We start from the raw sequence: 24,474 nt of genomic DNA, 5'->3' as shown, positions 1-24,474 counted from the left end.
GAGATTGCACTCACATGAAGAAGACGCTCATCGCGACGGCATCCGTCGCAGCCCTCGCGGCGGTCGGCCTCACCGGCTGCACGTCCGCCGGCGACGACTCCGGCGACGGCGACGCCGTCACCGTGACGTACTCGAACTTCATCTCCAACGGAGGCAATGAAGAGAACCTGCAGAAGATCGTCGACGCGTTCGAGGAGGAGAACCCCGGCATCACGATCGACGTCACGACGTCGGCGTACGCGGACTACTTCACGAAGCTGCAGACCGATCTCGCCGCAGGCACCTCAGCGGACGTCTTCGACGTCGACGCCGGCAGCTTCGCGAACATCCAGGCGAGCGGAGTGCTCGCCGAGCTCTCCGACGTCGACGACGCGGCGTACCGCACGTCGGTGCTCGACACGTACAACGTGGACGGCGGCCAGTACGGCCTGCCCACGTCGTTCTCGAACGTGGTGCTGTTCTACAACGCCGATCTGTTCGACGCCGCGGGCGTCTCGTACCCGACGTCCGACTGGACCTGGGCCGACGAGCAGACGGCGGCTGAGAAGCTCACCGACGCCTCGGCAGGGGTGTGGGGCGACTACCAGCCGATCTCGTACTACGAGTACTACAAGGCGGTTCAGCAGGCCGGAGGCGATTTCCTCAACGAGGACGGCTCTGCTGCCGCGTTCGACTCGGACGCGGGCGACGCCGCCGCCGACTGGCTCGCCGGCAAGTCGGGCACCGTCATGCCGACCGCCGCCGACGGCGCGGGCACGCCCGACTTCGACCTGAATCTGTTCAAGGACGGCAAGCTCGCGATGTGGCACACCGGGATCTGGATGATCGGCCTCGTGGGCGATCTTCCGTTCACGTGGGACATCGCCGTCGAGCCCGGTGACGTCCAGCAGGCGAGTGCCACGTTCTCGAACGCCGTCGTCGTCTCGGCGGACTCCGAGCACAAGGAGGCCGCGCAGAAGTGGGCCGAGTACCTCAGCAGCTCGAAGGAGATGGTGGACGTGCGCCTCGACGCGGGCTGGGAGCTCCCCGCCGTGAGCGACGACGCGCTGCTGGCGCCCTACCTGGAGAAGACCCCGCCGGCCAACCGCCAGGCCGTCTTCGACTCGCTCGAGAACATCGCGGTGGCTCCTGAGCTCGGCGCCAACGCCCAGCAGATCCAGGACGCCGTGACCAACGCGCTCGGCGAGATCGCGGCGGGCCGCGCGACGACAGAGGAGGCCATCCCGGCGCTCGCTGACGAGGTCGACGGCCTGCTGAAGAACTGACGCCCGCGTGCCCGCGGCGCGTGCCGCCGCGGGCGCGCCGGCCCCCCGCCCATCCCCCGAAGGACACTCCGTGACCGATACCTCCGACGTGCGCATCCGCGCCCTGGCCGAGCGCAGCATCAGACTCATCACCGACCTTCAGACCCCGGAGGGCGCGTACCCCGCCAGCCCGACATTCTCGGCGTACGTCGGCTACAGCTGGCTGCGCGACGGCGCCTTCATCGCAGACGCCGCATCCGCGGTCGGACGGATCGACTCGGCGACCCGCTTCTTCCAGTGGTGCGCCGACGTCATCGGCCGGCGCGCCGATCACATCCGCTGGATCGCGGCAGAGACGCGCGCCGGGCGTCCGCCCGCGGCAGAGCACATGCTGCCTGCCCGCTTCACATTCGCCGGCGAAGACGGCGCCGACGAGTGGTGGGACTTCCAGCTCGACGGGTACGGCACCTGGCTGTGGGCGCTCACGGAGCATCTGGAGCGTCATGGGCTGGATGCCGCTCCCTTCAGGCCGGCGGTCGAGCTCACCGTCGACTACCTCGCCGCGTCGTGGCAGCGGCCCTGCTACGACTGGTGGGAGGAGCACTCCCAGCACGTGCATGTCTCGACGCTCGCGTGCATCGCCGCCGGACTGGACGGCGCCCTGCGCTCCGGTCTGATCGGCGCGGCACGCGCGGACGGGGCGCGGCGGATCGTGCCCGCGATCCGTGACCTCGTCGCCGCCCGGGGAACCGCCGACGGCCATCTCATCAAGTGGATCGGCAGCACCGCCGTCGATGGGAGCCTCGCCGCGGTCATCGCGCCGCTGGCCTTCGTCGACGCATCGTCGCCGGTCGCGCGGGCGACGATCGACGTCCTCGAGTCGCACGTGACAGTCGACGGGGGAGTGCACCGCTACCTCGGCGACACCTTCTTCGGCGGCGGGCGCTGGCCCCTGCTCTCGTGCTTCCTCGGCCTGGCTCACCTGGCCGCCGGTGACCGCACGCGCGCAGAGGAACTGCTCGAGTGGGCCGCTGCCACGGCGACGGCGGACCTCGATCTGCCCGAGCAGGTCGACGGGCACCTCATCGCCCCCCGCATGCAGCAGCCGTGGATCGACCGGTGGGGCACCGCCGCGACGCCCCTGCTGTGGAGCCACGCCATGTTCCTCCGGCTGGGACTCGCTCTCGGCCGCGTCGACGTCGCGGAGCTGTCCGATGCCGCCGCCGCACCCCAGCAGGAAGGACTCACCCGATGATCCGCCACCGCCCCGCCGGTTCCGGTCACCCGTACTCCGTCGACACCGAGCAGCGCTGGCCGGTGGTCCCGCTCGCCGGCGACACAACGACGCTCGGCATCCGCGCCGACGCCCGCATCGTCGCGGTCTCGTGCACTCTGGAATGGTGGGGGGATGCCGCCGACCCGACGCACGAGACGCACGAGCTCGAGCTCGCCCGCGTGGCGACGACGTCGCGCGGACGCGTCACCGACGGCGGGCACCTGGCGTCGGCGGCGAGCCGCATGGCCCGCGCCGTCGGAGGCTGGCAGGTGGTCACGCCGGCACTGCGCTCGGGCGGGACCTATCGCTACCGGTTCAGCGGCACCCGCGAGGACGGCACCACGGAGCGTACGCGCTGGTTCGAGTTCCGCGCCGCGGCTTGGATCCCCGCCTCGGACGCGCTCATCCAGCACGGCGGTGCGCGTGCTGTCGAGGGCACCGTCGAGCAGCTGCACGACGGGCGCCGCGCGTGGCGCGTGCGGTTCGCCCTGCCGCTGGCCGCGGGCGAGCGGGTCACCGGCTTCGGCGAGCGGTACGACGCCGTCGATCAGACCGGCGCCGAGCTCGACTCGATGGTGTTCGAGCAGTACAAGAGTCAGGGCGACGAGCGCAAGACGTATCTGCCGATGCCGTTCGCGCACGTGGTCGGGGGTGAGGGCTGGGGTTTCCACGTCGACACATCACGTCGCGTGTGGTTCGACCTCGGTCGCACCGACCCCGCTCGCATCGGCATCGAGGCCGAGGTCGGCGAGGACGGACGTGTCGACGTGCGGCTGTTCGCCGGGACTCCGGTGGAGGTGCTGCGTGGGTTCCTCGATCGCGTCGGTCGGGCGACCGAGCTGCCCGCGTGGGTCTTCCGACTGTGGGCGAGCGGCAACGAGTGGAACACGCAGGCCGAGGTCATGCGCCAGGTCGAGCTGCACCGGCAGCACGACATCCCCGTCGGGTCCGTCGTGATCGAGGCATGGAGCGATGAGTCGACCTTCACCGCGTTCCGTGACGCCCGCTATGCGGTGAGCGACGACGGTGCTCCGCATCGGCTCTCAGACTTCACCTTCCCCGCCGACGGCGCCTGGCCGGACCCCAAGGGAATGACCGACGAACTCCACGTGCGCGGCATCCGCCTGCACCTCTGGCAGATCCCCCTCATCAAGATGCGGCCGCATCCGCACGGCCAGGCGGCAGCGGACGCGCGGGCGGCGATCCGCGAGGACGTTCTCATCCGCGAGCCCGAGCCGCGCGGCGGAACCCGCCCGTATCGTAACCGTGGCTGGTGGTTCCCGCTCGGGCTCATGCCCGACCTCACCGACGAGCGCGCTGCGCGGTGGTGGACCGAGAAGCGCCGCTACCTGGTGGACGAGATCGGCATCGACGGCTTCAAGACCGACGGCGGCGAGCACGCGTGGGGTGCCGAACTGGTGTACCTCGACGGCGGGCGCGGGGACGAGAAGAACAACACGTTCCCCGTCGCGTACGCCGCCGCGTACGGGCGCCTGCTCGAATCGAGCGGCAAGGCGCCCGTGACGTTCAGCCGCGCCGGCTTCACCGGGTCGCAGGCGCACGGCGCGTTCTGGGCCGGCGACGAGAACTCGACATGGGACGCTTTCCGCTGGTCGATGAACGCGGGTCTCACGGCGGCCGCCTCCGGCCTCGTGTACTGGGGGTGGGACATCGCGGGCTTCTCAGGCGAGATCCCGACGGCGGAGCTCTACATCCGCGCGACGCAGGCCTCCGTGTTCGTGCCGATCATGCAGTACCACTCCGAGTTCAACCACCACCGCACACCGTCACGGGATCGGACGCCGTGGAACATCGCGGAGCGCACCGGCGACGACCGCGTGCTGCCACTGTTCCGTCGCTATACACGGCTGCGCGAACGGCTCGTTCCCTATCTGCAGCGCGCGGCCTCAGCGGCGGTCTCCACCGACGCGCCGCTCATGCGCCCGCTGTTCTTCGAGTGGCCGGACGATCCTGCGGTGTGGACGTCCGACGCGCAATGGCTCCTCGGCGACGACCTGCTGATCGCGCCGGTGGTGCAGTCCGGCGCTGTCCGGCGCACGCTGTACCTGCCGCCCGGGGAGTGGACCGACGTGTGGACGGGTGAGATGCTCGCGGGCGGGCGGATCGTCGATGTGGACGCGCCGTTGGACCGCATTCCGGTGTTCGCCCGAGGGGCGTCCGCGCCGGAGTTGAGCGCGCTGTTCCGCGCCGACGACTGAGCGCGCGCCGGCCGCCTCAGGGCACGCGGTTCGAGACGGTCAGCAGCACGACGGAGTCGTCGAGCGCCTCGAGGCTGCGGCGGCGCGAGGGGATCGTGAGGTGATCGCCCGAGACGCCGTCCCATGACTCGTCGCCCGCCACGAGCCGCACCCGGCCGCGCAGCACCTGCAGCGTGGCCTCGTGCGGGCTCTCGTGCTCGGCGAGCTCATGGCCGGCGCGCAGGGCGATGACCGTCTCGCGCAGCGCGTGCTCGTGGCCGCCCCTGATCGTGCGGGCGGCGCGGCCGCTGGAGGCGTCCTTCGCGGTCGCCGTCAGCTCGTCGATCAGGTCGGCCAGGTCTGTGCTGTCCATCGGCATCGCCTTCGTTCGCCCATCGCCTCGACCCGCTTCGTCGCGGCGGATGGCCCGGAGTCTACCGGCGCGGGTCGCACGGAAGACAGGGCGGACCGGCATCCCGGGAATCCTCGCGCTTCTCTCGCGGTTGCGAGCATCATTGCACCGAAGGGAGCCGCCCCATGAACGGACTCGAAGTAACCGTCCTGGTCGGGATCACGGTGCTGACGGGCGCCATCCTGGCGCCGAGGCTGCGCATCGCTGTGCCGCTGCTGCTGCTCGTCGCCGGGCTCGCACTGGGGTTCATCCCCGAGGTGCGTGAGATCGTGCTGCCGCCCGAGACGGTGCTGCTGCTGTTCCTCCCGGTGCTGCTGTTCTGGGAGAGCCTCACGACGTCGCTGCGGTCGATCCGGCGTGACTTCCGCGGCATCGTGCTCTCGAGCACGGTGCTCGTCGTCGCCACCGCGTTCGCCATCGCCGGGATCGCCTATGCGCTCGGACTGCCGTGGAACGCCGCGCTCATCCTGGGTGCCGCCGTCGCGCCGACCGACGCGACCGCCGTGGCCGCGCTCGGCCGCATGCTGCCGCGCCGCAACTTCATGAACCTCAAGGCCGAGAGCCTCACCAACGACGGCACCGCGCTCGTGCTGTACGGCGTCGCCGTCGGGGTCGCCGTGGGCGGGCAGTACACGCCCCTCGACATCACGTGGCTCGTGCTGCTGTCGTACATCGGCGGGGCCGTCGCGGGACTCGTCGTGGCGGGGGTCGCGTACCTCGTGATGCGCCGCGTGCGCAACACCCTCAACCTCAACATCGCGCTGCTGCTCGTGCCGTTCACGGCGTTCCTCCTCGCCGAGCTGATCCATGCGTCGGGCGTGCTGGCCGTTGTGGTGGCGGGGCTCATCGCGGCGTACATCATGCCGCGCATCAGCACGGCGGCGTCGCGGCGGCAGGCGCAGTGGACGTGGCCGCTCGGATCGTTCCTGCTGAACGGGTCGCTGTTCGTCATCATCGGGTTCGAGGTGCAGGCGGTCGCCCACGAGATCCCCGGCCGCGAGATCGGCTGGCTGGTGCTCGTGACCGTCGCGGTGTGGCTGGGACTGCTGATCACCCGCTTCGTCGTGCAGACGGCATCGGTGATGGTCATCCGGATGCTGGACCGCAGACCGTCGCAGCGTCTGCGGCGCACCACGTGGCGTTCTCGCGTCGTGAGCGCGGTGGCGGGCTTCCGCGGCGCCGTGTCGCTCGCGATCGCGCTCTCGGTGCCGTTGACGACGTCGGCCGGCGACGCGCTGCCCGGGCGCGACGAGATCGTGTTCATCACGGCCGGCGTCATCGTCTTGACGCTCCTCGTGCAGGGACCCCTGCTGCCGTCTGTCGTGCGGTGGGCACGGTTCCCCGACGACGTCGCCATGCAGCAGGAGCTCGAGCTCGCGGAGCGCGCGATCACGGGCGCCGCCCTCACGGCGGTCAAAGAGCTCGCGCACGACCACGGCATCAGCGAAGAGACCCGCGACCGCCTCACGCGCGACTACTACGAGTACCTCGAGCGCAACAACGAGCGCGTGCAGGCGCGGCAGCAGGCGGAGGTCGATCGGCAGATCGCCGACCTCGATCGTCGCATCGGAGAGACGGATGCCGCCGCCGAGGCCTCGCTGGAGGGCACGACCGTCCTGGTGGCCGCGCCCGATCCGCTGCCCTCGCCGCGCGAGCGCGACGAGGAGTACTCGAAGCTGCGCATCGCGGTGCTCGACCGCAAGCGCGAGGTGCTGTACAGGCTGCGGCGCGAGGGAGTGGTCGACGACGCCGTCGTGACGCAGATCCAGACGCGGCTCGACGTGGAGGAGCTGCGCATCACCGGCGTCGAGATCCTGGACTGAGTGGATGCCGCGGGCCGCGGCATCCACTCGAGCCGCGTGAGGTCACGCGAGCGTGGAGCGCCAGCCGAGCTCGGGGGCGACGTACTTCGCGAACGACTCGACGACGCGCAGATTGAACTCGACGCCGAGCTGGCTCGGGATCGTCAGCATGAGGGTGTCCGCCGCGGCGATCGCGGCGTCGTCCTTCAACTGCTCGACGAGCACGTCTGGCGCCGCCGCGTACGTCTTGCCGAAGGTCGAGCGGATGCCGTCGATCACGCCGATCTGGTCGCCGTCCTGACGGCCGCCGAAGTACATCTCGTCTTCGGCCGTCGTGATGGGGAAGATGGAGCGGCTCACCGACACGCGCGGGGTCCCGGCGTGGCCGGCGTCGCGCCACGCGGCGCGGAAGCCGTCGATCTGCTCGGCCTGCAGCAGGTCGAACGGGCGTCCGTCGGCCGCCGTCAGGAGCGTGGACGACATGAGGTTCACCCCGACGCGACCGGCCCACTCCGCGCTGTCGCGGTTGCCGGCGCCCCACCACACGCGCGAGCGCAGGCCGGGGGAGTGGGGTTCGATGCGCTGCAGCCCGGTGCCGCCGCCGAAGGGCGAGTTCGCGTCGCGCTCGGCGAGACCCTCGCCCTCGATCGCGCGCAGGAACAGGTCGAAGTGCTCGCGGGCGATGTCGGCTCCGCGCGGATCCTGCGAGCCCGTGTAGCCGAACGCCTCATACCCGCGCACGACGGACTCGGGTGAGCCGCGGCTGACGCCGAGCGCGAGCCGGCCGTCCGAGATCAGGTCGACCGCCGCGGCCTCCTCCGCGAGGTACAGCGGGTTCTCGTAGCGCATGTCGATGACGCCGGTGCCGACCTCGATGCGCCGCGTGCGCGCCGCGATGGCGGCCAGGAGCGGCATGGGCGACGCCTGCTGGCGGGCGAAGTGGTGCACGCGGAAGTACGCGCCGTTGACGCCGAGCTCGTCCATGCCCTGGGCGAGGTCGATCGCCTGGTGCATCGAGTCCGCGGCGGTCAGCTGGCGTCCGCCGCCGAGCGGGCCGTAGTGGCCGAACGAAAGGGTTCCGAAGCGTTCCATGTCGACTGCAACCGTACGCTCGCAGCATCCATTCCGGTGAATGGATGCTGGCGGCCGGTGCGTCAGGCCGGCTGAGCGACGCCCGCCTGCAGGGCTTCGACGACCGGCGCCAGCTCCGGCTGCTGCGCGGCCTCGGCGAGGACGCGCTCGAGGGTCTCGTCATGGATCGGGTGCGCGCGTTCGTAGAGCGCGCGGCCGGCGGGCGTGAGCTCGGTGTAGATGCCGCGGCGGTCGTCGGCGCAGAGGACACGGGTGATGAGGGCTCGGTCCTCCAGGCGCGTGACGAGTCGGGTCGTCGCGCTCGGGCTGAGGGCCGTCGCGCGCGCGAGCTGCTGCATGCGCATATGCCAGCCGTCCTGACGGCTGAGCGCGTCGAGCACCGTGTACTCCACGACCGACAGATCGACGGATGCCGCCAGGGCGCGTTCGAGTGCGGTGTCGATGAGTCCGTGCAGGGCGGCGAGCGTGCGCCAGCCTTGCGCGCGCACTTCGACGGCGTCGTCGGCGATGCCCATGGGTCCTCCTCGGTCTGGTCAATGTAGTTGCTTGCGCAAATACCACGCGTGTGCAACTATGTATCTCACTCGCGCAATATCCCGCGCGTGCAAACAATCGTCAGTGTAACAGGAGATCCCCCGTGCCACTCGGACTCATCGCGCTCGCCATGGGCGCATTCGGCATCGGACTCACGGAGTTCGTCATCATGGGCCTGCTGCCCGCGGTCGCACAGGACTTCGGGGTGACGGAAGCGGCGGCCGGCTGGCTGATCTCGGGATACGCGCTCGGCGTCGTCGTCGGAGCCCTGGGACTGACCGCGGCCACGACGCGGCTGCCGCGCAAGCCGGTGCTGCTCGGACTCGTGGTGCTCTTCATCATCGGCAACGTTCTCACCGCCGTCGCGCCCGACTACGCGCTCGCGATGACGGGCCGCGTGCTCGCCGCCCTCTCGCACGGAGCGTTCTTCGGCATCGGGTCCGTCGTGGCGGCGAGCCTCGTCGCGCCCGAGAAGCGCGCGGGCGCGATCGCGATCATGTTCACCGGGCTCACCGCGGCCAACGTGCTCGGCGTGCCGTTCGGCACCTTCATCGGGCAGCAGTTCGGATGGCGCTCCACGTTCTGGGTGATCTCGGCGATCGGCGTGCTCGCCCTCGCCGGCATCGCCGCGCTCGTGCCGGCGGCCAAGGGGCCGCAGGAGCGCATCAGCCTGCGGCGTGAGCTGCGCGCATTCCGCTCCACGCAGGTGTGGCTGTCGCTGGCGGTCACGGTGCTCGCCTTCGGCGGCATGTTCGGCGCCTTCACCTACATCGCCTACACCCTCACCGAGGTGACCGGCTTCGCGGCCGGAGCCGTGCCGTGGCTGCTCGTGCTCTTCGGCGCGGGGCTCGTCGCCGGCAACTGGCTGGGCGGGCGCCTCGCCGACCGTCGTCTGGACCTGACGCTCGTGGTCTTCATCGGTGCCCTCGTGGTGGCGCTGATCGCCTTCGCGCTGCTCGCGGCATCCCCGGTGGCGACGATCATCGCGCTGGTGCTCATGGGCGCGTTCGGCTTCGGCACCGTGCCGGGGCTGCAGAGCCGCATCATGCACTACGCCGACGGTGCGCCCACGCTCGCATCGGGCGCCAACATCGGCGCGTTCAACGTCGGCAACGCGCTCGGCGCATGGGCCGGCGGGATCGGCATCAGCGCAGGACTGGGCTACACGGCGCCGGTGTGGATCGGCGCGGTGATCTCGGCCGCCGGGTTCGTCGTGATGGTCGTGGCGGCGCTCGCCGCACGTCGCGTGCGCTCCGCCGTGCGCGCGCCACGGACCGCCGTCGCCGCCACGACGAGCACGGTGCCCGTCCGCGTCGGCTGATCGTCCGACATCGACCGGCACGGCGTGTGCACCCCTGTCCGGGTGCGCGCGCCGTGCCTACGATGGCTCCATGGTCCAGGTCCGTGTTGCCGGCGTCGCCCTCGATGCCTCGGGGCAGCACGTGCTGCTGCTCAAGCCCGTCGACCAGATGCCGGGCGACGGGTACGTGCTGCCGATCTGGATCGGGCAGCTGGAGGCCACGTCGATCCTCGTCGCCGTCGAGAACGCCGACGTGCCCCGCCCGCTCGCGCATGACCTGATGCGTTCGATGCTCGTCGCGCTGGACGCCGTCGCGACGCGCGTCGAGGTCACGCGTGTCGAGGACGGCACGTTCTACGCGGAGGTCACACTGTCGACCGCCCTGGGCGACCGCGTGGTCGATGCGCGACCATCCGATGCGATCGCGCTGGCGTCGCGCGTGGGCGCGGCCATGTGGGTCGCCGATGAGGTCATCGCCGAAGCGGGGGTGCCCGACGTGCTCACCGACACGGATGCCGCTGAGCGGCTGGACGAGTTCAAGAAGTTCCTCGACGACGTCGAACCCGAGGACTTCGACGGCTGAGGTGTATCAGGAGCGGCGGATGCCGCTCCATCACGGGGTGTGCTGCGCAGATGACGCAGCACCATCCCGAACGAAAGGCATCCCCATGTCGTTGAACGACCTCGCCATCGACGTCCCGCACGCGGCCGCAGGCGCCGCAGCCGCAGACCTGCGTGCACTGGGCGACACGGTGCTCCTTCCCGGCGACGCCGGATTCGACGCGGCCCGGACGCCGTGGAACCTCGCCGTCGTGCAGAACCCGTTCGCTGTGGCCGTGCCCCGCACCGCGGGCGACGTCGCCGACGTCGTGCGCGCGGCGGTGCTCTCGGGGCTGCGCATCGCGCCCCAGTCGACCGGCCACGCGGCGGCCGCGCTCAGCGAGACCGACCTCACCCACACCGTGATCGTGTCGCTCAAGCACCTCCGCGGTGTCGAGATCGACCCGCAGGCGCGCACCGCCCGCGTGCTGGGCGGATCGCTGTGGAACGACGTGCTCGAGGCGGCGACGCCGCATGGCCTGACCGCGCCGCACGGTAGCGCCGGCGACGTGTCGGTGGTCGGCTATCTGCTGAACGGCGGGCTGTCGTTCTACGGCCGCGCCCACGGACTGGCCGTCAACACGGTCCGCGCCGTCGAGGTGGTCACCGCCGACGGCGCCGTCGTGCGCGCGAGCGCCGACGAGAACGTCGATCTGTTCTGGGCTCTCCGTGGCGGCTCGGGCGCCTTCGGCGTCGTGGTCGCGATCGAGATCGACCTGCTGCCGATCGCCGACATCTTCGCCGGGATGCTGCTCTGGGACGCCTCGCACGCGAGCACGGTGGCGCACGCGTGGGCGCAGTGGACCGCGACGGCTCCCGAATCGGCGACCACGGCGCTGCGGATCCTGCACGTGCCCCCGCTTCCCGAGCTGCCGCCGTTCCTGTCGGGTCGCTCGCTCGTCGTGATCGACGGCGCGATCGAAGAGACGGATGCCGCGGCCGCTGCTCTGCTGGAACCGCTGCGTGCGCTGCATCCCGAGATGGACACGTTCGCGCGCATCCCGGCGCCGGCGCTCGTGCAGGTGCACATGGATCCGCCCGAGCCCTCGCCGTCGGCGACCTGGCACGCGATGCTCGGTGAGCTTCCCGCCGACGCGGTGGACGCCTTCGTGGCGTCGGCCGACGAGCCCGGCCTGTTCGTGCACGAGCTGCGTCACCTGGGCGGTGCGCTGAACCGTCGCCCCGCAGGGGGCGGCGCCATCGCGTCGCTCGCGGGGGAGTACGCCCTGCACGCCGTCGCGATGGTGCCCGTGCCCGAGGCGGCGCCGGCCGCGACGGCGGCGGTGCGCGCGGCGGTCGCCGCGCTCGCCGCCTGGCACACCGATGCGCTGGCGCTGACCTTCATCGACGCGCCCGGTGCCGACCGCTCCCTCGGGTTCGGTGCGGCGCGGGCGCGCCTGCGCCAGCTCAAGCTCGACTACGACCCCGCGAACCTGTTCGCGGCGGCCCGCCCGGTCTGACCCGGCCCGTGGGGGTGCGGCTCAGGCCGCGGCCCTGCGGACCTCGGCGGCGACGTCGTCGGGTGAGCCCTGCCACGGCGTGCCGTGTCCGGGGAGCACCCACGACGCCTTCACTCCGGCCAGGCGCTCCAGCGACTCCAGCGCCTCGGCGGGCTCGTCCGTGAAGGGGGCCGGCTGCAGGCCGGTGCGGCCGGTCAGCACATGCCTCGTCGTCAGTGCGTCGCCGACGAAGACCGCGTCGGCGAGTTCGGAGTACACGGCGATGCTGCCCGCCGAGTGCCCCGGCATCCCGATGATCACGGGCGAACCGGGGAGGTCGAGCACGTCGCCGTCGTGCACCTCGACGACCTCACTCACGTACTTCGTCGGCATCGCGCGCTTGCGCAGCGCGTAGCCGAAGAACCCGAGCGTGGGGCCGAGCTTCATCGGGGGCATCTCGACCTTGCCCTTCTCGCCGGTGCGGGCGCGCACGGCGTCGGCCTCGTGCACGTAGACAGGAACGCCGTGATCGCGGCGCAGGCGCTCGGCGAATCCGATATGGTCGCTGTCGCCATGGGTGAGCACGACGCCCTTGACGTCGCCGGGCGTGAGGCCGAGGGTCTTCAGCTCGCGGACGAGGTCGCCGTAGTGGCCGGGCAGTCCGGCGTCGACGACCGTGACCCCGTCGTCGGTCACGATGAGGTACACGGCCACGATGTCGTTGCCGATGCGGTGCAGGTGGGGTGCGAGCTTCATGGGGTGTCCTTCTCGGTCGCCGTGGGGATTGGCATGGCTACGATACGTAGCTATCATGGCTCACGTCAATAGCCATCGAGAGGAATCCCGGATGCCGACTCCTGAGCGCACCACGACCGCCGAGATCATCGCCGCAGGGCGGGACCTCCTCGAAGAGTCGGGCCTTGCCGGGCTCACGATGCAGAGCGTCGCCCAGCGCGTCGGAGTGCGTGCTCCGTCGCTCTACAAGCGCGTGCGCGACCGCGACGCACTGATCGCGGCGGTGGCCGAGGCCACCGTGGCCGACCTGATAGGGCGGCTGGAGGCATCCGATCGCTCCCTCGAGAGCCTTGCGCGCGAATACCGCGCGTTCGCCCACGACCGGCCCGAGGCGTTCCGCCTGCTGTTCGGATCGGCGGCGCCGCAGGAATCACTCGACCGTGCGGGTCGTCTCATCGTGCACAGTGCAGGTGAGCTCGCAGGTGCGGAGCATGCACTGGATGCCGCACGACTGGTGACCGCGTGGGTCACCGGATTCCTCCACATGGAGCTCTCAGGGGCGTTCCGCATGGGCGGCGATGTCGACGCGGCCTTCGACTACGGCCTCGCGGCAATGCGGCGCGGCCTGGCGTCCTGACGCAGCCGCCCGCACGGAACGATCCGCGGCCGCGGCGCTCTGTGCGAGAACCGCGGCCGCGAAACCGATCACGCCGCGTCGCGGCGTGGGCGGTGCACCGTGAGGCTGGCCGGACCGGTGAGCTCGGACGAGAGCAGTTCGAGCCGCACCGGGTTCGGGAACAGCCGGCGTCCCTCTCCGACTGCGGTCGGGAAGGTGATCAGGCGGTACTCGTCCACGAGATCCGCCGCACGCAACGCGTCGACGACCGCGTGGCTGCCGATCACGACGACATCCCGGGTGATGAGGGTCGCACCGACCCAGTCGAGCAGCGATCCCGGCACGGCGTGGGAGTTCGCCCACGCGGCGTCCGGAAGCGGGCGGCTCGTCACGACGGCCTTCTCGGCCCGGTTCATCGCCTGCGCGAAGGTGTTGTCGCGCGACGGCCACAGGGTGGAGAAGTGGTCCCACGTGCGGCGACCGAACAGCAACACCCCGGTCTCGAAGATGCTGCCGAGGCGGAACTTGTCTCCCGCGACCCCCTCCGGCCCGTAGGCCATCGCCCAGCCGCCGAACGGCGTGCCGCCGCGGCCGTCCGGGTCTTCGACCACACCGTCCAGCGTGATGTACTGCACGACGATCAGTCGTCCCATGTCATCCTCCTCATGTCTCCCGCTCGGGGCGGGTTCGGAGGGATATACGGATGGGATGCCGCGAACTCATCGCCGTGCGGCCGATTCCCGCTGCAGCAGCGCGAAGAGCCGCGGGTCCTGGTAGACGAGCACGTGCCCGATGGCCCCGGAGGCGTCGCCGTCGAACAGCTGCACGGTGTGCGGCTCCGCTCCGTCCGCGGTCGCGCGAGACAGCAGGATGCCGGGCTGGCCGTTGGCCGAGATCGGCTCTGCGTGCCACGCTGTGCCCCGGCGCGCGAAGAACTCCTCCATGAACGCACGATACGTGTCGCGGCCCGTGGACCACGCCGGCACCGGCGGCATCTCGAACACGAGGTCGTCCGAGACGAGCGCCGCGAGCGCATCGACGTCTGCGCGCTCGATCGCCCGCGCGTAACGCTCGACGGCGGCCGGCGCGAGTTCGTGGGGCCGATGCGTGCCCGCCGCGATCGCGCTGCGCGCGCGCTGCAACGCCGAGTTCGCCGAGGCGACCGACACGTCCAGCACCGCCGCGGTCGCCGCCGCCGAGAGTCCGATCAGCTCGCGCAGCACATAGGCGCCGCGCTGCAGCGGTGACAGCGACTGGAGCATGGCGGTGACGGCGAGGCGGACGTCGCTGCGCCGCTCGGCGGCTGATTCGACCTCGGATGCCGCCACCCACCCCGTCGGCGCCAGCATCAGCCACGGCACGTCGAACGCGGGGACCAGCGGTGCGCCGATCTCGATGCCCGGCTCCTGCAGGTCGCGGGGGAGCGGGCGGCGCGGCGTCTCGCGGAGGCGGTCCACGCACACGTTGCGGGCGATGCGGAAGACCCACGTGGCGAGGCCGGCGCGTGCCGGATCGAACGTCGCACGTGCCTTCCAGGCACGCTCCATCGCGTCCTGTGCGGCATCCTCTGCCTCGAACGGCGAGCCGAGCATCTGGTAGCAGAAAGCCAGCAGGCGCGGTCGGAGCCCCGCCAGCGCTTCGGCGTCGAACGAGGTCACAGCGCGAGCCTAGAGGCCCGCGTCGACATCCGTCTCGTCGTCGCCGATCAGCGACACGACGTAGTCGAGTGCCTCCTGTGCGAGCGCCGCCCAGCTCGCGAGGGTCGCCTCGTGGTCGGCGCGAGCCGGCACCGCGATCCACTCCCGCATCGTCCGGGTGCCCATCGTGACCTCCTGCGCGTCGCCGTCTGCGACGAGTGCGACGGCGCGGTCGCGCGGCAGCTTCAGGATGAGGCGGTTCTCGTGTCCGAGGAATGCGACGATCTTGCCCCTCGCGCGGATGCCGGGACTGCGGAACATCGTGCCGATCGTCAGCGGGCCGTCGTGCTCGAGCTGCGCGGCGACCTCGTCGAGGATGTGCGCGTCGACGTTCATGGCAGAGCCTCCTCGGGCTGCGGCATCCCTGCGGGGTATCCGCCGACCACGCGACGAACCGCCTCGACGTCCCCTGAGATCATGCCGGCCGATGCCGCGGCGTCGACCGGGAGCTGTCCGGTGAACAGGGCGACGAGTGCGCCGGGATCGCCGTCGACGACAGCGTCCGGCTCGGCGGCGGACGTGCTCGCGGCCACCTCGACGTGCCCGCCGCCGACCGCGATGTCGCAGCCGTCGTCGAGCGAGCCGACGCGGACGACCTGCGGCGGCGCGCCCGGCGCGTTGTCGCGGCACAGCCCGCGCAGCGGCAGCTGCAGCCAATGGGCCCGGAACTCCTCGTGCGCAGACGGCGGGCTCATCATCGGCGCTCCCCACTTGACGAGCTCGCGGAGCGTGCCCTCGAGGGCGGCGCCGCGCGGAGTGAGCTCGAACACGACCACGCTCGCGGGCCGGGGAAGCTGCGTGCGGACCACGAGACCCGCTGCCTCCAGCTCACGCAGTCGCGTCGCGAGGAGGTTGGTCGCGATGCCGGGGAGCCCACGCTGCAGGTCGGCGTACCGAGAAGGGCCGAGCGACAGCAGCTCGCGAACGATCAGGAGCGTCCAGCGGTCGCCCACCACATCGAGCCCGCGGGCGAGCGCGCAGTACTGGCCATACGACCTCATGCGGCGAGCATAGCGGACAGGGGTTGACAAAGAAACGTGCCCACTTGAGTATTTCAAGTGACGCGACGAGAGCGTCGCGGAAGGGCGAACGGAGGACGCCATGACCATCAACACATCTGTGACCGAGCACGCCACCCTCGCGCGGTACTACGACGTGCTCGGCGCCGCCGCCGAGGCATATCGCGACGGCCGTGACCTGCTGCCGCTGCTCGCCGACGATTTCGTGTTCGACGGCCCGATCGCTGGGCGCGTGACCGGTGCTGCCCGATTCGCGCACGGCGTCCGGGGATTCATCGAGAACGCGGGCGACATCACGCCCCTGCAGGTCGTGATCGGGGATGCCGCAGCCGCCGTGCTCTATGACGCCGAGATGCCCGGCGGCCCGGTGCGGTTCTCTGAGTTCTTCGTCTTCGACGGCGACCGGATCTCCGAGCTGCGGATCCAGTACGACGCGGCCGACTACGTCGCGAAGGGCGGGCGCTGACCTCTCAGCGCTCTGCGGCGTCGCCCTCGGTCGGACGGTACTTGATCATCCCGCCCGCGACGAGGAACACGACCGCGGCCGCAGGCTGCGCCGCGATCCAGACGGGACCGCTGAAGTCGAACGGATAGATCGGGTTCCAGATGACGGCGATGGCCGCGAACACCGGCAGCCACCACCATTGCTTCGCCTGCACCGCGAACCACGCGACGATGATCGCGAGGATCGCGACGACGAATCGGATCAGCAGGAACCAGTCGTTGCCGATCAGCAGCGGCGCCAGGAACAGTGCGATCGCGGCGAGCACGCCGGGGGCGAGCGCATTTCGCTGATAGGCGACAGGCTGCGGGGTGCGTGCACTCATGCCTCGATCCTTTCACCCCGGCGCGCGGTACCCCGCCGCAGCGTCAGCGTCGCAGCGTCACTGGAGGCAGAACTCGTTGCCCTCGGGGTCGCGCAGCTGGTAGTAGCGCTCGCCCCAGGGCCCCCACTGCTGGTCGACCAGCCTCACGACGGTGGCACCGAGCCCGACGAGTCGATCCTTCTCGGCATCGAGGATCTCGTCGAAGGGACGGCTGTCGTCCGCCTCCCGCGCCACTGTCACGTCCAGATGGATCCGGTTGCGCCCGGACTTCGAGCCATGGGCGTGGTGGAAGTACAGCCGCGGTCCGCGTCCATCCGGGTCTTCCGCGACCGCTCGCTTGTCGAGGTCGTCCGGCGTCAGGCCGGCATCCAGCAGCTCCTGACGCAGCGGCTCCTCCCACTCCGCGGCCGGATACCCGAACACCGCCGACCAGAAGTGCGCGAGCGCACGTGGATCGTCTGCGTAGAACGTGATGTTGCCGAGTGTCACCATGAGCCGACCCGCCTCCCGTGTCGCGACCACGATCGCAGGGGCCACCGACACAGTGCAACGGCCCGCAGCGACAAGAGCACGAGCGTCGCTGCGACACACACACGACGGCCCACGTGTCAACACGCTGGTCGATGTCGTCGCCCGGCACGTAGACCTCTCCCCATGAAGCATCTCTCCTACTCAGACAAGGCTGTCTTCCTCGATGACGAGACCGCCGACCTCCTGCTGGAGTACACCGGTCTGCTCGCCGCGGAACGGGGCGGCGATACCGTCACCGTGCGCGCCGTGGCGCAGGACGGCAACGAGGTCCATCTCACCGTCGTTCTGAACGCGGCTACCAGCATGGCCGGAGAATCCACCAACTCCGACATGGTGCCGCCATCGAACGCCGTCGCCGTCGAGTACCTTCGGGAGAAGATCGCTCTGATCCGCACCCCTCCTGTGGCGCGCCCGATCGACGAGTCCGGCCTGCCGTCCCTTCCCCGGTTGGACGGCGAGCAGGGCTGACGCACGGCGTCGCCACAGACACGGGGCTGTGGTGGATTCCCGTGCTCGGACAGGCGTGCGTCAGACGCCGCTGTTCGCCTTCCCGTATCCCGCCAGGGTGAGAACGCTCTGCAGGCCCGCCGGAGTGCCCGCCCAGTGGCGCCGTATCGCCTCGATGCCGGCGTGCCGGATCGCGAACCGCAAGACGATCGCGACGACGATGGCGTCGTCGGCGTAGCCGAGCACGGGAATGAAGTCCGGCACGAGATCGATCGGCAACAGCAGGTAGCCGAGCAGTCCGACCAGCCACCACCGGGTTCCGCGCGGCACGGCGGGGTCACCCGCGAGACGCCTGACGAGCCGGATGACGTCCGGCACGAGCCGCAGCATCCCCTTCCAGTCCACATCCGAGCCGGCTCGACGCTGCTGAATCCACAGCACGAGCAGAAGAACCAGCCACAGCAGGACGAATCCGCCGGCCACGCCGAGTACGACGATCAGCCACTCCGGCATATCCGCTCCGCTCGATCCGTGTCGTACCCATCATCCAACCGCACGCGGGGTCCGAACCTGTCGGTCAACGGCGGCTGGTCCGGTCGGCGGGCTGACCGCGGCGTGTCAGTTCTGCGCGACCGCGGGCTCGGGCATCGCGACCGGGAAAAGCACCCGCACGGCCGCGTAGCCGAGCGCGGCGCCCAACAGCTGCGCTCCGATGAAGGGACCCACGGACTCCGGGGCGATGCCGGCGAACGTGTCGCTGAACATGCGTCCGATCGTGATGGCCGGGTTCGCGAAGCTCGTCGAGGAGGTGAAGAAGTATGCCGCGCCGATGTACGCACCGACGGCGGGTGCGGCGAGCTGCGAGCGTCCCGTCCGTACGAGCGCGAAGATCAGCACGATGAGCCCGGCGGTCGCGACCACCTCGGACAGCAGCACGGGCCACGCCGAGCGATCCGTCGTGCTCCACGCCACGGCAGGCTCCGCGAACATCGCATTGGCCAGGATCCCCCCGGCGATGCAGCCGATCATCTGTGCGGGGAGGTAGGTCGCCGCGATCACCCGCCTGCGCCGGTGGAGCGCGATGTCGACGAGGGTGACCACGGGATTGAAGTGGGATCCCGAGATCGTCGCGAACACGAGGATGAGCACGGCGAGCCCGAGCGCGGTCGCGAACGCGTTCTCCAGCAGTTGCAGGCCGACGTCGGCGGGGGAGAGGCGCTGCGCCGCGATCCCGGACCCGACGACCACCGCTGCCAACCCCGCGCTGCCGAGGAACTCACCCACGCAGGCGCGGACCGTCTGGCTCACGAGGCGACGAGGAGCTGCGAGACGCGGTCGAGCGCGCCGGGGACCAGCCTGAAGTACGCCCACGTGCCGCGCTTGCTGCGAGTGAGGAACCCTGCCGCCGTGAGGATCTTCAGATGATGCGACACCGTCGGCTGGCTCAGGCCCACGGGCTCGATCAGATCACAGACGCACGCCTCGGAATCCTCGGAGGCCGCGACGATCGACAGCAGACGCAGGCGGGTGGGGTCGGCCAGCGCCTTCATCGTCGCGGCCAGCTGCTCGGCTTCTTCGGCGGTCAGCGGCTCGCGGACCAGCGGGGCGCAGCAGGCGCGGGGGGTGATATCGGTCACGTCGAGCATGGTGGTCATATATCGATAGTAGTCGATATTGACATGCGTCGATAGATGTGATCAGAATCAGCTATCGAAGTTCATCGATATTTCTTGGAGGATGTTGTGACCCTGCTCGACCTCACCGCTCGTGTCGCGGAAGCCGACACGCTCCCCGCTCTTCCTGTCGCGATCATCGGCGCCGGCCCGATCGGGCTCGCCGCCGCCGCGAACCTCGCCGAGCGCGGCATGGACTTCATCGTGTACGAAGCCGGCGATGAGGTGGCGGCCAGCGTTCGTTCCTGGGGGCACACGCGACTGTTCTCGCCGTGGAAGCACCTGGTCGACCCGGCGTCGCGGCGTCTTCTGGAGAAGCGCGGCTGGGAACTGCCTGATCCGGAGAGGGCACCAACAGGGACGGAGCTCGTCGAGAGCTATATCGCTCCGCTGGCCGAGGTTCCCGAGATCGCCTCGCGGGTCCGCACAGGCGTCGAGGTCGTCGGCGTGACGCGTGAAGGAATGGACCGGACGCGGACGGCGCGGCGTGCTGCCACACCGTTCGCCGTCCGCGTCCGCACCGTGGACGGCGCGGTGGAGGACGTTGCCGCGCGTGCGGTCATCGACGCTTCCGGCACCTACCTCTCGCCGAACTCGCTGTCGTCCAGTGGTCTGGAGCTGCTCGGGATGACCGATATCGCCGATCGCGTCACTCCGGCGCTGCCCGATGTGACGGGAAGGGATCGTGGGGAGTTCGCCGGTCGGCGCGTGACGGTGGTCGGTGCGGGGCACTCGGCGGCCAACACGCTTCTCGCGCTGGTCCGGCTCGCCCGCGAAGAGCCCGGCACCGAGGTCACCTGGCTGATCCGCAACGCGAAAGCGGTGCGCGTGTCATCGTCGCCGGATGACGAACTCGTCGACCGCGCCAACCTGGGCAGTCGCGTCGACCGGGCCGTCGAGCGTGGCGAGATCGCACTCGTCGACGGGTTCGAGACGATCCGTGCCCGTCGCGTCGGCGACACCGTCGAGCTCGTCGGCCATCGCCGCGGGGAGGTGGTGACGCACGAGACGGACGTCGTGGTGAACGCGACCGGCTTCCGGCCGAACCTCGACATGCTTCGCGAGATCCGCCTCGAGCTCGACGACATCGTCGAGGCGCCCAAGCGCCTCGCGCCCCTCATCGATCCCAACGTGCACTCCTGCGGGACGGTGGAGCCTCACGGCTTCCGCGAACTCGCTCACCCCGAGAAGGGATTCTTCATCGTCGGGATGAAGTCCTATGGGCGTGCGCCGACCTTCCTCCTCGCGACCGGCTACGAGCAGGTGCGCTCGGTGACGGCGTGGCTCGCGGGCGACACGGCTTCCGCGTCGAATGTGGAACTCGTGCTTCCCGCCACCGGTGTGTGCTCGACCGGCGCCGTAAGCGGTGGAGGATGTTGCTCGTGACAGATGTGCGCGAGATGACAGCCGAAGACTGGCCGGCCGTGGAAGAGATCTATGCCCAGGGGATCGAGGACGGCGAGGCGACGTTCGAGTCGGCCACTCCCACGTGGGCGGGGTTCGATGCAGGCCGCCTCGCCGGTTCGCGCTTCGTCGCCCTCGATCCTGCGGGGATCGTGGTCGGCTGGGTCGCCGGCGCCGCCGTGTCGACCCGGCCGGCGTACCGCGGTGTCGCCGAGCACTCGGTCTACATCGCTCGCGATGCCCGAGGTCAGGGGATCGGTCGCCTGCTTCTGGACACGTTCATCCACGCCGCCGAGGCCCGAGGGATCTGGACCATTCAGTCGAGCGTCTTCCCCGAGAACGCCGCGAGCCTGCGCCTGCATGAGGCCGCCGGTTTCCGGGTGGTGGGCCGACGCGAGCGCATCGCCCGGTCGACCGTCGGTCCCCGCGCCGGCGCGTGGCGTGACACCATCCTGATCGAGCGTCGCAGCGCCGTCGTGGCGGCAGACTGACGCCGCCGACGAGTCGACCAGGCCGGCGCGACTCGCCTGAGAGATAGACTTTCGTCTATGAATCAGCCGGCGGACCTCACGACTCTGGCTGATCCGACCCGCGCGAGGATCCTTCGATTGATTCGGGACGCCGACGACGGTCGCGAGCTCGTCGGACGCCTCGCGGCAGAACTGGAGCTCACGCAGCCGACGGTCAGTCATCACGTGAAGGCGCTGCACCATGAAGGGATCGTCGTGCGGCGGCCCGAGGGGCGTCGTGTCTGGTATTCGATCTCGGATGACCACGCCGCACGGGTCGATGCCCTGCTCGGCGCGCCGCGCAGCGCTCCGGTTGAGCCTGACTTCGAACGGATCGCGAACGATCTCGCCGTCCGATTCGCGGGTGTGTTCAGCCGCGAGAGCGTGCGAGCCAAGGTTCAGGAGAGCTATCAGCTGCTCGCGGCCCGCTCGCAGTCGCCGCTGCTGGCGAGCCGCACGGCGGCGTTCGCCGCGCAGCGGCTCGATGCCATGCATCGCGCCCAGGGCACTCCTTCCGGCGTCCCGACGGTTCTGTTCGTGTGCGTCCAGAACGCGGGGCGCTCGCAGATGGCAGCGGGCGTCCTGCGGCAGCTGGGAGGCGACCGGGTGTCCGTGCATACGGCGGGGTCTGAGCCCGCCAGTGACGTGCGCCAGGCGATCGTCACGACGCTGGACGAGATCGGGATCTCCCTCGGGGCCGAGTTCCCCAAGCCGCTGACCGACGAGATGGTGCGGGCTGCGGACGTCGTGGTGACGATGGGCTGTGGTGACGCGTGTCCGATCTACCCCGGGCGCCGCTATCTGGACTGGGACCTGGAGGACCCGGTCGGCAGGTCGCTCGAACAGGTCCGCGTGATCCGGCAGGACATCGAGGACAGGGTCCGCGCGCTTCTCGCGGAGCTCTTGGCCGCGAGTCCAGCTGCCGGATCCTCGCGATAAATAGACCATGGTCTATGCTTTGTGAGAGAAAGCGAGGCCGCCATGACCGACAAGCCAACCGTTCTGTTCGTCTGCGTGCACAACGCAGGCCGCTCGCAGATGGCCGCGGGCTATCTGCGCGCCCTTGGAGGGGGCGCCGTGGAGGTGCTCTCTGCGGGCTCCGCCCCGAAAGACGAGATCAACCCGGTGGCCGTCGCGGCGATGGCCGAGGACGGGATCGACATCGCCGGCGGGACGCCCCAGGCGCTCACGGTGGATGCGGTCCGTGAATCGGACGTGGTCATCACGATGGGCTGCGGAGACGCATGCCCGGTGTTCCCGGGCAAGCGGTACGAGGACTGGGTGCTGGATGACCCGGCCGGTCAGCCCATCGATGCTGTGCGCCCCATCCGCGACGCGATCCGGGCGCGTGTCGAGGGGCTGCTGGCTGATCTGCTGCCGACGCACGACAGTGCAGGGATCTCAGGTGCGGAGGATGGGGGATTCGAACCCCCGAGGGGTTTCATCCCCAACACGCTTTCCAAGCGTGCGCCATAGGCCACTAGGCGAATCCTCCGGGCGGTCCCGGAGGACCAGAGAACATCCTACCCTGACGCGGCTCTCGTCCCTGCACCGGCGCCGTGCCGGCATAGACGCTGCCCGGGCGGATGACGAGCGAACGCGGCGCGAGGATCGCGACGATGCGGCGCGACGGCGGCACCGAGGCGAGCAGCGCGGCGCGGACCGCCGCCGCCGCGTCGGCTGCGGCATCCCCCATCCAGTACGAGCGCGTTCCCGCCTTCGAATAGCTGACGCGTTCGATCGCGATGAGGACGGTGTTCATGTCGGATGCCGGAACCCCGTGCTGCGCGATGAGCCGCTGTGCGAAGGCACGCGGCGTCTCGCTCGAAGGCACCTCGATGCCGATGTCGATCGCGGCGTCCTGGACCGACTGCCAGGCCGCGGCCGCATCGCCGCGACGGGCGGCCGCATCCTGCTGCCGGCGCCGCAGCTCGCGGGCGAGCAACGGCAGGGCGAGCACGAACACCACGAGAGCGACGACGCCGAACAAGGGGAGCGGGTCGATGGCGGAGCGAGTCGCGCCGGATCCGGACGCGCTGCGCTGCTGATCGGGCTCGAGTGCGTTCGGGTCGACCGACCGGGTCGGGGCCGGAGTCGCGCCCAGCGTCGGCGTGTCGGCGCCCTGGCCCTGACCCGGCACCGCGGCGGCGGGTGAGAACGTGGTCGGCACACCCAGGCTCACCGTCGGCTCGAACGAGATCCAGCCGACGCCCTCGAAGTACACCTCGGGCCACGCGTGCAGCTGCGAGCTCTTCACCGCGTAGACGGTCTCGCCGTCGACGGTCTCGGTGGTGGCCTCGCCGGGAAGGTACCCGACCACGATCCGCGACGGGATGTGGAGCGTGCGCGCCATGAGTGCGAACGCCGACGCGAAGTGCACGCAGTAGCCCTTCTTCACGTCGAGGAACTGCGCGACGGCATCGGCCCCGCTGCCGTCGAAGCCGTCCTCGACGGGCGCTTCGAGCGAGTAGGTGAACTCGCCGCCGCGGAACCACCGCTGCAGGGCGATCAGCTTGTCGTAGTCGGTCGCGGCGTCGGCGGTGACCTGCGCCGCCGTCTCGCCGATGATCGGAGGCAGGTCTTCGGGCAGCTGGGTCGTGTCGTCGCGCACCTGATCGCCGCCCGGGACGAGCGCGCGCATCTGCTCGAGCGACGGGCGCGGCGGGTCGTACACGACCTCGTAGGACTGGCCCTGTGTCGTGCCGCTGGCCGTGGCCACGGTGCGGTTGTACGGGACGGCTCCCCACAGTCCGTCGAGGCCCGTGACCGCCTGGGCCGGGTAGGGCACCGGCGCCCACACCGTGTCGAGGCTCACGATGTCGATCTTGGTCGTGTACTCGGCGGTCTCGATGTCGTCCGCAAGGTCGATCTCGCCGAACGCGCGGTCGCTGGTGAGCGCCACGGTCTGCGAACGGTCCGGCTCCCACACGTCGCCCTCGAACCTGCTGAGGGTGGTGGCGCGCAGGTAGGGCACGGCGGGGGCGTCGGTGCGCAGCTCGATGACGACGGTGTCCTGCGGTCGGCGGAGGTCGTCGCCGAGCTGAAGGGTCGCGTCGATCCCGGCGCCCGGGCCGAACCCGCCGCCGCCCGCGCGGGCCGGGCGCCGGGATCGACGCGAC

General features: G+C 70.5%; 27 protein-coding genes, 1 tRNA gene and 1 pseudogene. 14 read left to right on the top strand and 15 right to left on the bottom strand.

Features of this window, described 5'->3' with window-relative positions:
- Positions 1-14 precede the first annotated feature (14 nt).
- The 3 genes from JNB62_RS17085 to JNB62_RS17075 all read left to right on the top strand — a co-directional run bounded on the left by JNB62_RS17085 (position 15) and on the right by JNB62_RS17075 (position 4,739).
- Complete coding sequence (locus tag JNB62_RS17085) at positions 15-1,265, top strand: ABC transporter substrate-binding protein (protein ID WP_220302104.1); 1,251 nt, start codon at positions 15-17, stop codon at positions 1,263-1,265.
- Positions 1,266-1,335: 70 nt separating this feature from the next.
- Positions 1,336-2,499 (top strand): glycoside hydrolase family 15 protein, encoded by a 1,164-nt coding sequence (locus tag JNB62_RS17080; protein WP_220302103.1) that lies wholly within the window; start codon positions 1,336-1,338, stop codon positions 2,497-2,499.
- Complete coding sequence (locus JNB62_RS17075; protein ID WP_220302102.1) at positions 2,496-4,739, top strand: glycoside hydrolase family 31 protein; 2,244 nt, start codon at positions 2,496-2,498, stop codon at positions 4,737-4,739. The genes JNB62_RS17080 and JNB62_RS17075 overlap by 4 nt, the downstream gene beginning before the upstream one ends.
- A 16-nt stretch (positions 4,740-4,755) precedes the next feature.
- Here JNB62_RS17075 and JNB62_RS17070 read toward each other — a convergent pair whose 3' ends face one another.
- Complete coding sequence (locus JNB62_RS17070) at positions 4,756-5,091, bottom strand: cupin domain-containing protein (RefSeq protein ID WP_220302101.1); 336 nt, start codon at positions 5,089-5,091, stop codon at positions 4,756-4,758.
- Positions 5,092-5,255: 164 nt separating this feature from the next.
- On the opposite strand from JNB62_RS17070, the gene JNB62_RS17065 reads away from it, so the two are divergent.
- Entirely contained in the window at positions 5,256-6,953 is a 1,698-nt protein-coding gene (locus tag JNB62_RS17065; RefSeq protein WP_220302100.1) for a Na+/H+ antiporter, read from the top strand.
- Between the two features lie 42 nt (positions 6,954-6,995).
- On the opposite strand, the gene JNB62_RS17060 is transcribed toward JNB62_RS17065, so the two are convergent.
- Together JNB62_RS17060 and JNB62_RS17055 are read right to left on the bottom strand one after the other, a co-directional pair.
- Entirely contained in the window at positions 6,996-8,024 is a 1,029-nt protein-coding gene (locus JNB62_RS17060; protein WP_220302099.1) for an LLM class flavin-dependent oxidoreductase, read from the bottom strand.
- A gap of 62 nt (positions 8,025-8,086) precedes the next feature.
- The gene (locus JNB62_RS17055) at positions 8,087-8,539 is read right to left on the bottom strand and encodes a MarR family winged helix-turn-helix transcriptional regulator (RefSeq protein WP_220302098.1); all 453 of its coding nucleotides are present in this window, start codon (positions 8,537-8,539) and stop codon (positions 8,087-8,089) included.
- 122 nt (positions 8,540-8,661) lie between these two features.
- Between JNB62_RS17055 and JNB62_RS17050 the strand changes: the two genes are divergently transcribed.
- The 3 genes from JNB62_RS17050 (at position 8,662) to JNB62_RS17040 (ending at position 11,918) form a co-directional block, all read left to right on the top strand.
- The gene (locus JNB62_RS17050) at positions 8,662-9,879 is read left to right on the top strand and encodes an MFS transporter (RefSeq protein WP_220302097.1); all 1,218 of its coding nucleotides are present in this window, start codon (positions 8,662-8,664) and stop codon (positions 9,877-9,879) included.
- A gap of 70 nt (positions 9,880-9,949) precedes the next feature.
- Complete coding sequence (locus tag JNB62_RS17045) at positions 9,950-10,441, top strand: bifunctional nuclease family protein (protein WP_141893719.1); 492 nt, start codon at positions 9,950-9,952, stop codon at positions 10,439-10,441.
- A gap of 85 nt (positions 10,442-10,526) precedes the next feature.
- Positions 10,527-11,918: an FAD-binding oxidoreductase gene (locus JNB62_RS17040; RefSeq protein WP_220302096.1), complete on the top strand. Its 1,392-nt coding sequence runs from the start codon at positions 10,527-10,529 to the stop codon at positions 11,916-11,918.
- A gap of 21 nt (positions 11,919-11,939) precedes the next feature.
- Here JNB62_RS17040 and JNB62_RS17035 read toward each other — a convergent pair whose 3' ends face one another.
- Positions 11,940-12,653 carry an MBL fold metallo-hydrolase gene (locus JNB62_RS17035; protein ID WP_220302095.1) on the bottom strand — a complete coding sequence of 238 codons (714 nt, stop codon included), beginning with the start codon at positions 12,651-12,653 and terminating at the stop codon, positions 11,940-11,942.
- A 91-nt stretch (positions 12,654-12,744) separates the two neighbouring features.
- Here JNB62_RS17035 and JNB62_RS17030 point away from each other — a divergent pair, with 91 nt between their 5' ends.
- Positions 12,745-13,269, top strand: a complete 525-nt coding sequence (locus JNB62_RS17030) for a TetR/AcrR family transcriptional regulator (RefSeq protein ID WP_220302094.1) — start codon at positions 12,745-12,747, stop codon at positions 13,267-13,269.
- Positions 13,270-13,337: 68 nt separating this feature from the next.
- Here the strand turns inward: JNB62_RS17030 and JNB62_RS17025 are convergent, their stop codons facing one another.
- From JNB62_RS17025 to JNB62_RS17010, 4 genes are all read right to left on the bottom strand, one after another.
- Positions 13,338-13,901, bottom strand: coding sequence for a dihydrofolate reductase family protein (locus JNB62_RS17025; protein ID WP_220302093.1), 564 nt, complete (start codon positions 13,899-13,901; stop codon positions 13,338-13,340).
- A 66-nt stretch (positions 13,902-13,967) separates the two neighbouring features.
- Positions 13,968-14,906, bottom strand: coding sequence for an RNA polymerase subunit sigma-70 (locus JNB62_RS17020; RefSeq protein WP_220302092.1), 939 nt, complete (start codon positions 14,904-14,906; stop codon positions 13,968-13,970).
- Between the two features lie 9 nt (positions 14,907-14,915).
- The gene (locus JNB62_RS17015; RefSeq protein WP_220302091.1) at positions 14,916-15,281 is read right to left on the bottom strand and encodes a TfoX/Sxy family protein; all 366 of its coding nucleotides are present in this window, start codon (positions 15,279-15,281) and stop codon (positions 14,916-14,918) included.
- Positions 15,278-15,946, bottom strand: a complete 669-nt coding sequence (locus JNB62_RS17010; protein ID WP_220302090.1) for a winged helix-turn-helix transcriptional regulator — start codon at positions 15,944-15,946, stop codon at positions 15,278-15,280. The genes JNB62_RS17015 and JNB62_RS17010 overlap by 4 nt, the downstream gene beginning before the upstream one ends.
- Before the next feature lie 100 nt (positions 15,947-16,046).
- Here JNB62_RS17010 and JNB62_RS17005 point away from each other — a divergent pair, with 100 nt between their 5' ends.
- Entirely contained in the window at positions 16,047-16,430 is a 384-nt protein-coding gene (locus tag JNB62_RS17005; RefSeq protein ID WP_220302089.1) for a nuclear transport factor 2 family protein, read from the top strand.
- A 4-nt stretch (positions 16,431-16,434) separates the two neighbouring features.
- Here the strand turns inward: JNB62_RS17005 and JNB62_RS17000 are convergent, their stop codons facing one another.
- Together JNB62_RS17000 and JNB62_RS16995 are read right to left on the bottom strand one after the other, a co-directional pair.
- Positions 16,435-16,791, bottom strand: coding sequence for a DUF6804 family protein (locus JNB62_RS17000; RefSeq protein ID WP_220302088.1), 357 nt, complete (start codon positions 16,789-16,791; stop codon positions 16,435-16,437).
- 57 nt (positions 16,792-16,848) lie between these two features.
- A complete protein-coding gene (locus JNB62_RS16995) occupies positions 16,849-17,328 on the bottom strand; it encodes a VOC family protein (protein ID WP_220302087.1) in 480 nt (159 codons plus the stop codon).
- Positions 17,329-17,445: 117 nt separating this feature from the next.
- Here JNB62_RS16995 and JNB62_RS16990 point away from each other — a divergent pair, with 117 nt between their 5' ends.
- The gene (locus tag JNB62_RS16990; protein WP_220302086.1) at positions 17,446-17,790 is read left to right on the top strand and encodes a hypothetical protein; all 345 of its coding nucleotides are present in this window, start codon (positions 17,446-17,448) and stop codon (positions 17,788-17,790) included.
- A gap of 60 nt (positions 17,791-17,850) precedes the next feature.
- On the opposite strand, the gene JNB62_RS16985 is transcribed toward JNB62_RS16990, so the two are convergent.
- The 3 genes from JNB62_RS16985 to JNB62_RS16975 all read right to left on the bottom strand — a co-directional run bounded on the left by JNB62_RS16985 (position 17,851) and on the right by JNB62_RS16975 (position 19,424).
- Positions 17,851-18,282 carry a YkvA family protein gene (locus JNB62_RS16985; RefSeq protein WP_220302085.1) on the bottom strand — a complete coding sequence of 144 codons (432 nt, stop codon included), beginning with the start codon at positions 18,280-18,282 and terminating at the stop codon, positions 17,851-17,853.
- 105 nt (positions 18,283-18,387) lie between these two features.
- Positions 18,388-19,077 (bottom strand): aquaporin, encoded by a 690-nt coding sequence (locus JNB62_RS16980; RefSeq protein ID WP_220302084.1) that lies wholly within the window; start codon positions 19,075-19,077, stop codon positions 18,388-18,390.
- Positions 19,074-19,424, bottom strand: a complete 351-nt coding sequence (locus tag JNB62_RS16975) for an ArsR/SmtB family transcription factor (protein ID WP_220302083.1) — start codon at positions 19,422-19,424, stop codon at positions 19,074-19,076. Before JNB62_RS16975 ends, JNB62_RS16980 begins: the two co-directional genes overlap by 4 nt.
- A gap of 87 nt (positions 19,425-19,511) precedes the next feature.
- Between JNB62_RS16975 and JNB62_RS16970 the strand changes: the two genes are divergently transcribed.
- The 4 genes and pseudogenes from JNB62_RS16970 to JNB62_RS16955 all read left to right on the top strand — a co-directional run.
- Complete coding sequence (locus tag JNB62_RS16970; RefSeq protein ID WP_220302082.1) at positions 19,512-20,828, top strand: FAD-dependent oxidoreductase; 1,317 nt, start codon at positions 19,512-19,514, stop codon at positions 20,826-20,828.
- The gene (locus tag JNB62_RS16965; RefSeq protein WP_223231227.1) at positions 20,816-21,337 is read left to right on the top strand and encodes a GNAT family N-acetyltransferase; all 522 of its coding nucleotides are present in this window, start codon (positions 20,816-20,818) and stop codon (positions 21,335-21,337) included. The genes JNB62_RS16970 and JNB62_RS16965 overlap by 13 nt, the downstream gene beginning before the upstream one ends.
- Positions 21,338-21,394: 57 nt before the next feature.
- A complete protein-coding gene (locus JNB62_RS16960) occupies positions 21,395-22,294 on the top strand; it encodes a metalloregulator ArsR/SmtB family transcription factor (protein ID WP_220302081.1) in 900 nt (299 codons plus the stop codon).
- Positions 22,295-22,336: 42 nt separating this feature from the next.
- Positions 22,337-22,735 (top strand): annotated as a pseudogene (locus JNB62_RS16955) (arsenate reductase ArsC); the annotation flags it as partial.
- Between the two features lie 28 nt (positions 22,736-22,763).
- Here the strand turns inward: JNB62_RS16955 and JNB62_RS16950 are convergent.
- Together JNB62_RS16950 and JNB62_RS16945 are read right to left on the bottom strand one after the other, a co-directional pair.
- A tRNA-Ser gene (locus JNB62_RS16950) sits at positions 22,764-22,850 on the bottom strand.
- The coding region (locus tag JNB62_RS16945) for a transglutaminase family protein (RefSeq protein WP_220302080.1) at positions 22,836-24,474 on the bottom strand (1,639 nt) is incomplete at its 5' end. The genes JNB62_RS16945 and JNB62_RS16950, both read right to left, overlap by 15 nt.

It is taken from the genome of Microbacterium jejuense, assembly GCF_019511665.1.
Classification (GTDB): Bacteria; Actinomycetota; Actinomycetes; order Actinomycetales; family Microbacteriaceae; genus Microbacterium; species Microbacterium jejuense_A.
This window is presented reverse-complemented; position numbering and strand designations above follow the sequence as displayed.

What these genes read in the sequence shown, in the direction of transcription:
- JNB62_RS17045 (WP_141893719.1), top strand. Translation starts at nt 9,950, where the DNA reads ATGGTCCAGGTCCGTGTTGCCGGCGTCGCCCTCGATGCCTCGGGGCAG.
- JNB62_RS17060 (WP_220302099.1), bottom strand. Translation starts at nt 8,024, where the DNA reads ATGGAACGCTTCGGAACCCTTTCGTTCGGCCACTACGGCCCGCTCGGC.
- JNB62_RS17030 (WP_220302094.1), top strand. Translation starts at nt 12,745, where the DNA reads ATGCCGACTCCTGAGCGCACCACGACCGCCGAGATCATCGCCGCAGGG.
- JNB62_RS16990 (WP_220302086.1), top strand. Translation starts at nt 17,446, where the DNA reads ATGAAGCATCTCTCCTACTCAGACAAGGCTGTCTTCCTCGATGACGAG.
- JNB62_RS17010 (WP_220302090.1), bottom strand. Translation starts at nt 15,946, where the DNA reads ATGAGGTCGTATGGCCAGTACTGCGCGCTCGCCCGCGGGCTCGATGTG.
- JNB62_RS16985 (WP_220302085.1), bottom strand. Translation starts at nt 18,282, where the DNA reads ATGCCGGAGTGGCTGATCGTCGTACTCGGCGTGGCCGGCGGATTCGTC.
- JNB62_RS17075 (WP_220302102.1), top strand. Translation starts at nt 2,496, where the DNA reads ATGATCCGCCACCGCCCCGCCGGTTCCGGTCACCCGTACTCCGTCGAC.
- JNB62_RS17035 (WP_220302095.1), bottom strand. Translation starts at nt 12,653, where the DNA reads ATGAAGCTCGCACCCCACCTGCACCGCATCGGCAACGACATCGTGGCC.
- JNB62_RS17055 (WP_220302098.1), bottom strand. Translation starts at nt 8,539, where the DNA reads ATGGGCATCGCCGACGACGCCGTCGAAGTGCGCGCGCAAGGCTGGCGC.
- JNB62_RS17085 (WP_220302104.1), top strand. Translation starts at nt 15, where the DNA reads ATGAAGAAGACGCTCATCGCGACGGCATCCGTCGCAGCCCTCGCGGCG.
- JNB62_RS17000 (WP_220302088.1), bottom strand. Translation starts at nt 16,791, where the DNA reads ATGAGTGCACGCACCCCGCAGCCTGTCGCCTATCAGCGAAATGCGCTC.
- JNB62_RS17015 (WP_220302091.1), bottom strand. Translation starts at nt 15,281, where the DNA reads ATGAACGTCGACGCGCACATCCTCGACGAGGTCGCCGCGCAGCTCGAG.
- JNB62_RS17065 (WP_220302100.1), top strand. Translation starts at nt 5,256, where the DNA reads ATGAACGGACTCGAAGTAACCGTCCTGGTCGGGATCACGGTGCTGACG.
- JNB62_RS16965 (WP_223231227.1), top strand. Translation starts at nt 20,816, where the DNA reads ATGTTGCTCGTGACAGATGTGCGCGAGATGACAGCCGAAGACTGGCCG.
- JNB62_RS16975 (WP_220302083.1), bottom strand. Translation starts at nt 19,424, where the DNA reads ATGACCACCATGCTCGACGTGACCGATATCACCCCCCGCGCCTGCTGC.
- JNB62_RS16960 (WP_220302081.1), top strand. Translation starts at nt 21,395, where the DNA reads ATGAATCAGCCGGCGGACCTCACGACTCTGGCTGATCCGACCCGCGCG.
- JNB62_RS17070 (WP_220302101.1), bottom strand. Translation starts at nt 5,091, where the DNA reads ATGGACAGCACAGACCTGGCCGACCTGATCGACGAGCTGACGGCGACC.
- JNB62_RS17025 (WP_220302093.1), bottom strand. Translation starts at nt 13,901, where the DNA reads ATGGGACGACTGATCGTCGTGCAGTACATCACGCTGGACGGTGTGGTC.
- JNB62_RS17040 (WP_220302096.1), top strand. Translation starts at nt 10,527, where the DNA reads ATGTCGTTGAACGACCTCGCCATCGACGTCCCGCACGCGGCCGCAGGC.
- JNB62_RS17005 (WP_220302089.1), top strand. Translation starts at nt 16,047, where the DNA reads ATGACCATCAACACATCTGTGACCGAGCACGCCACCCTCGCGCGGTAC.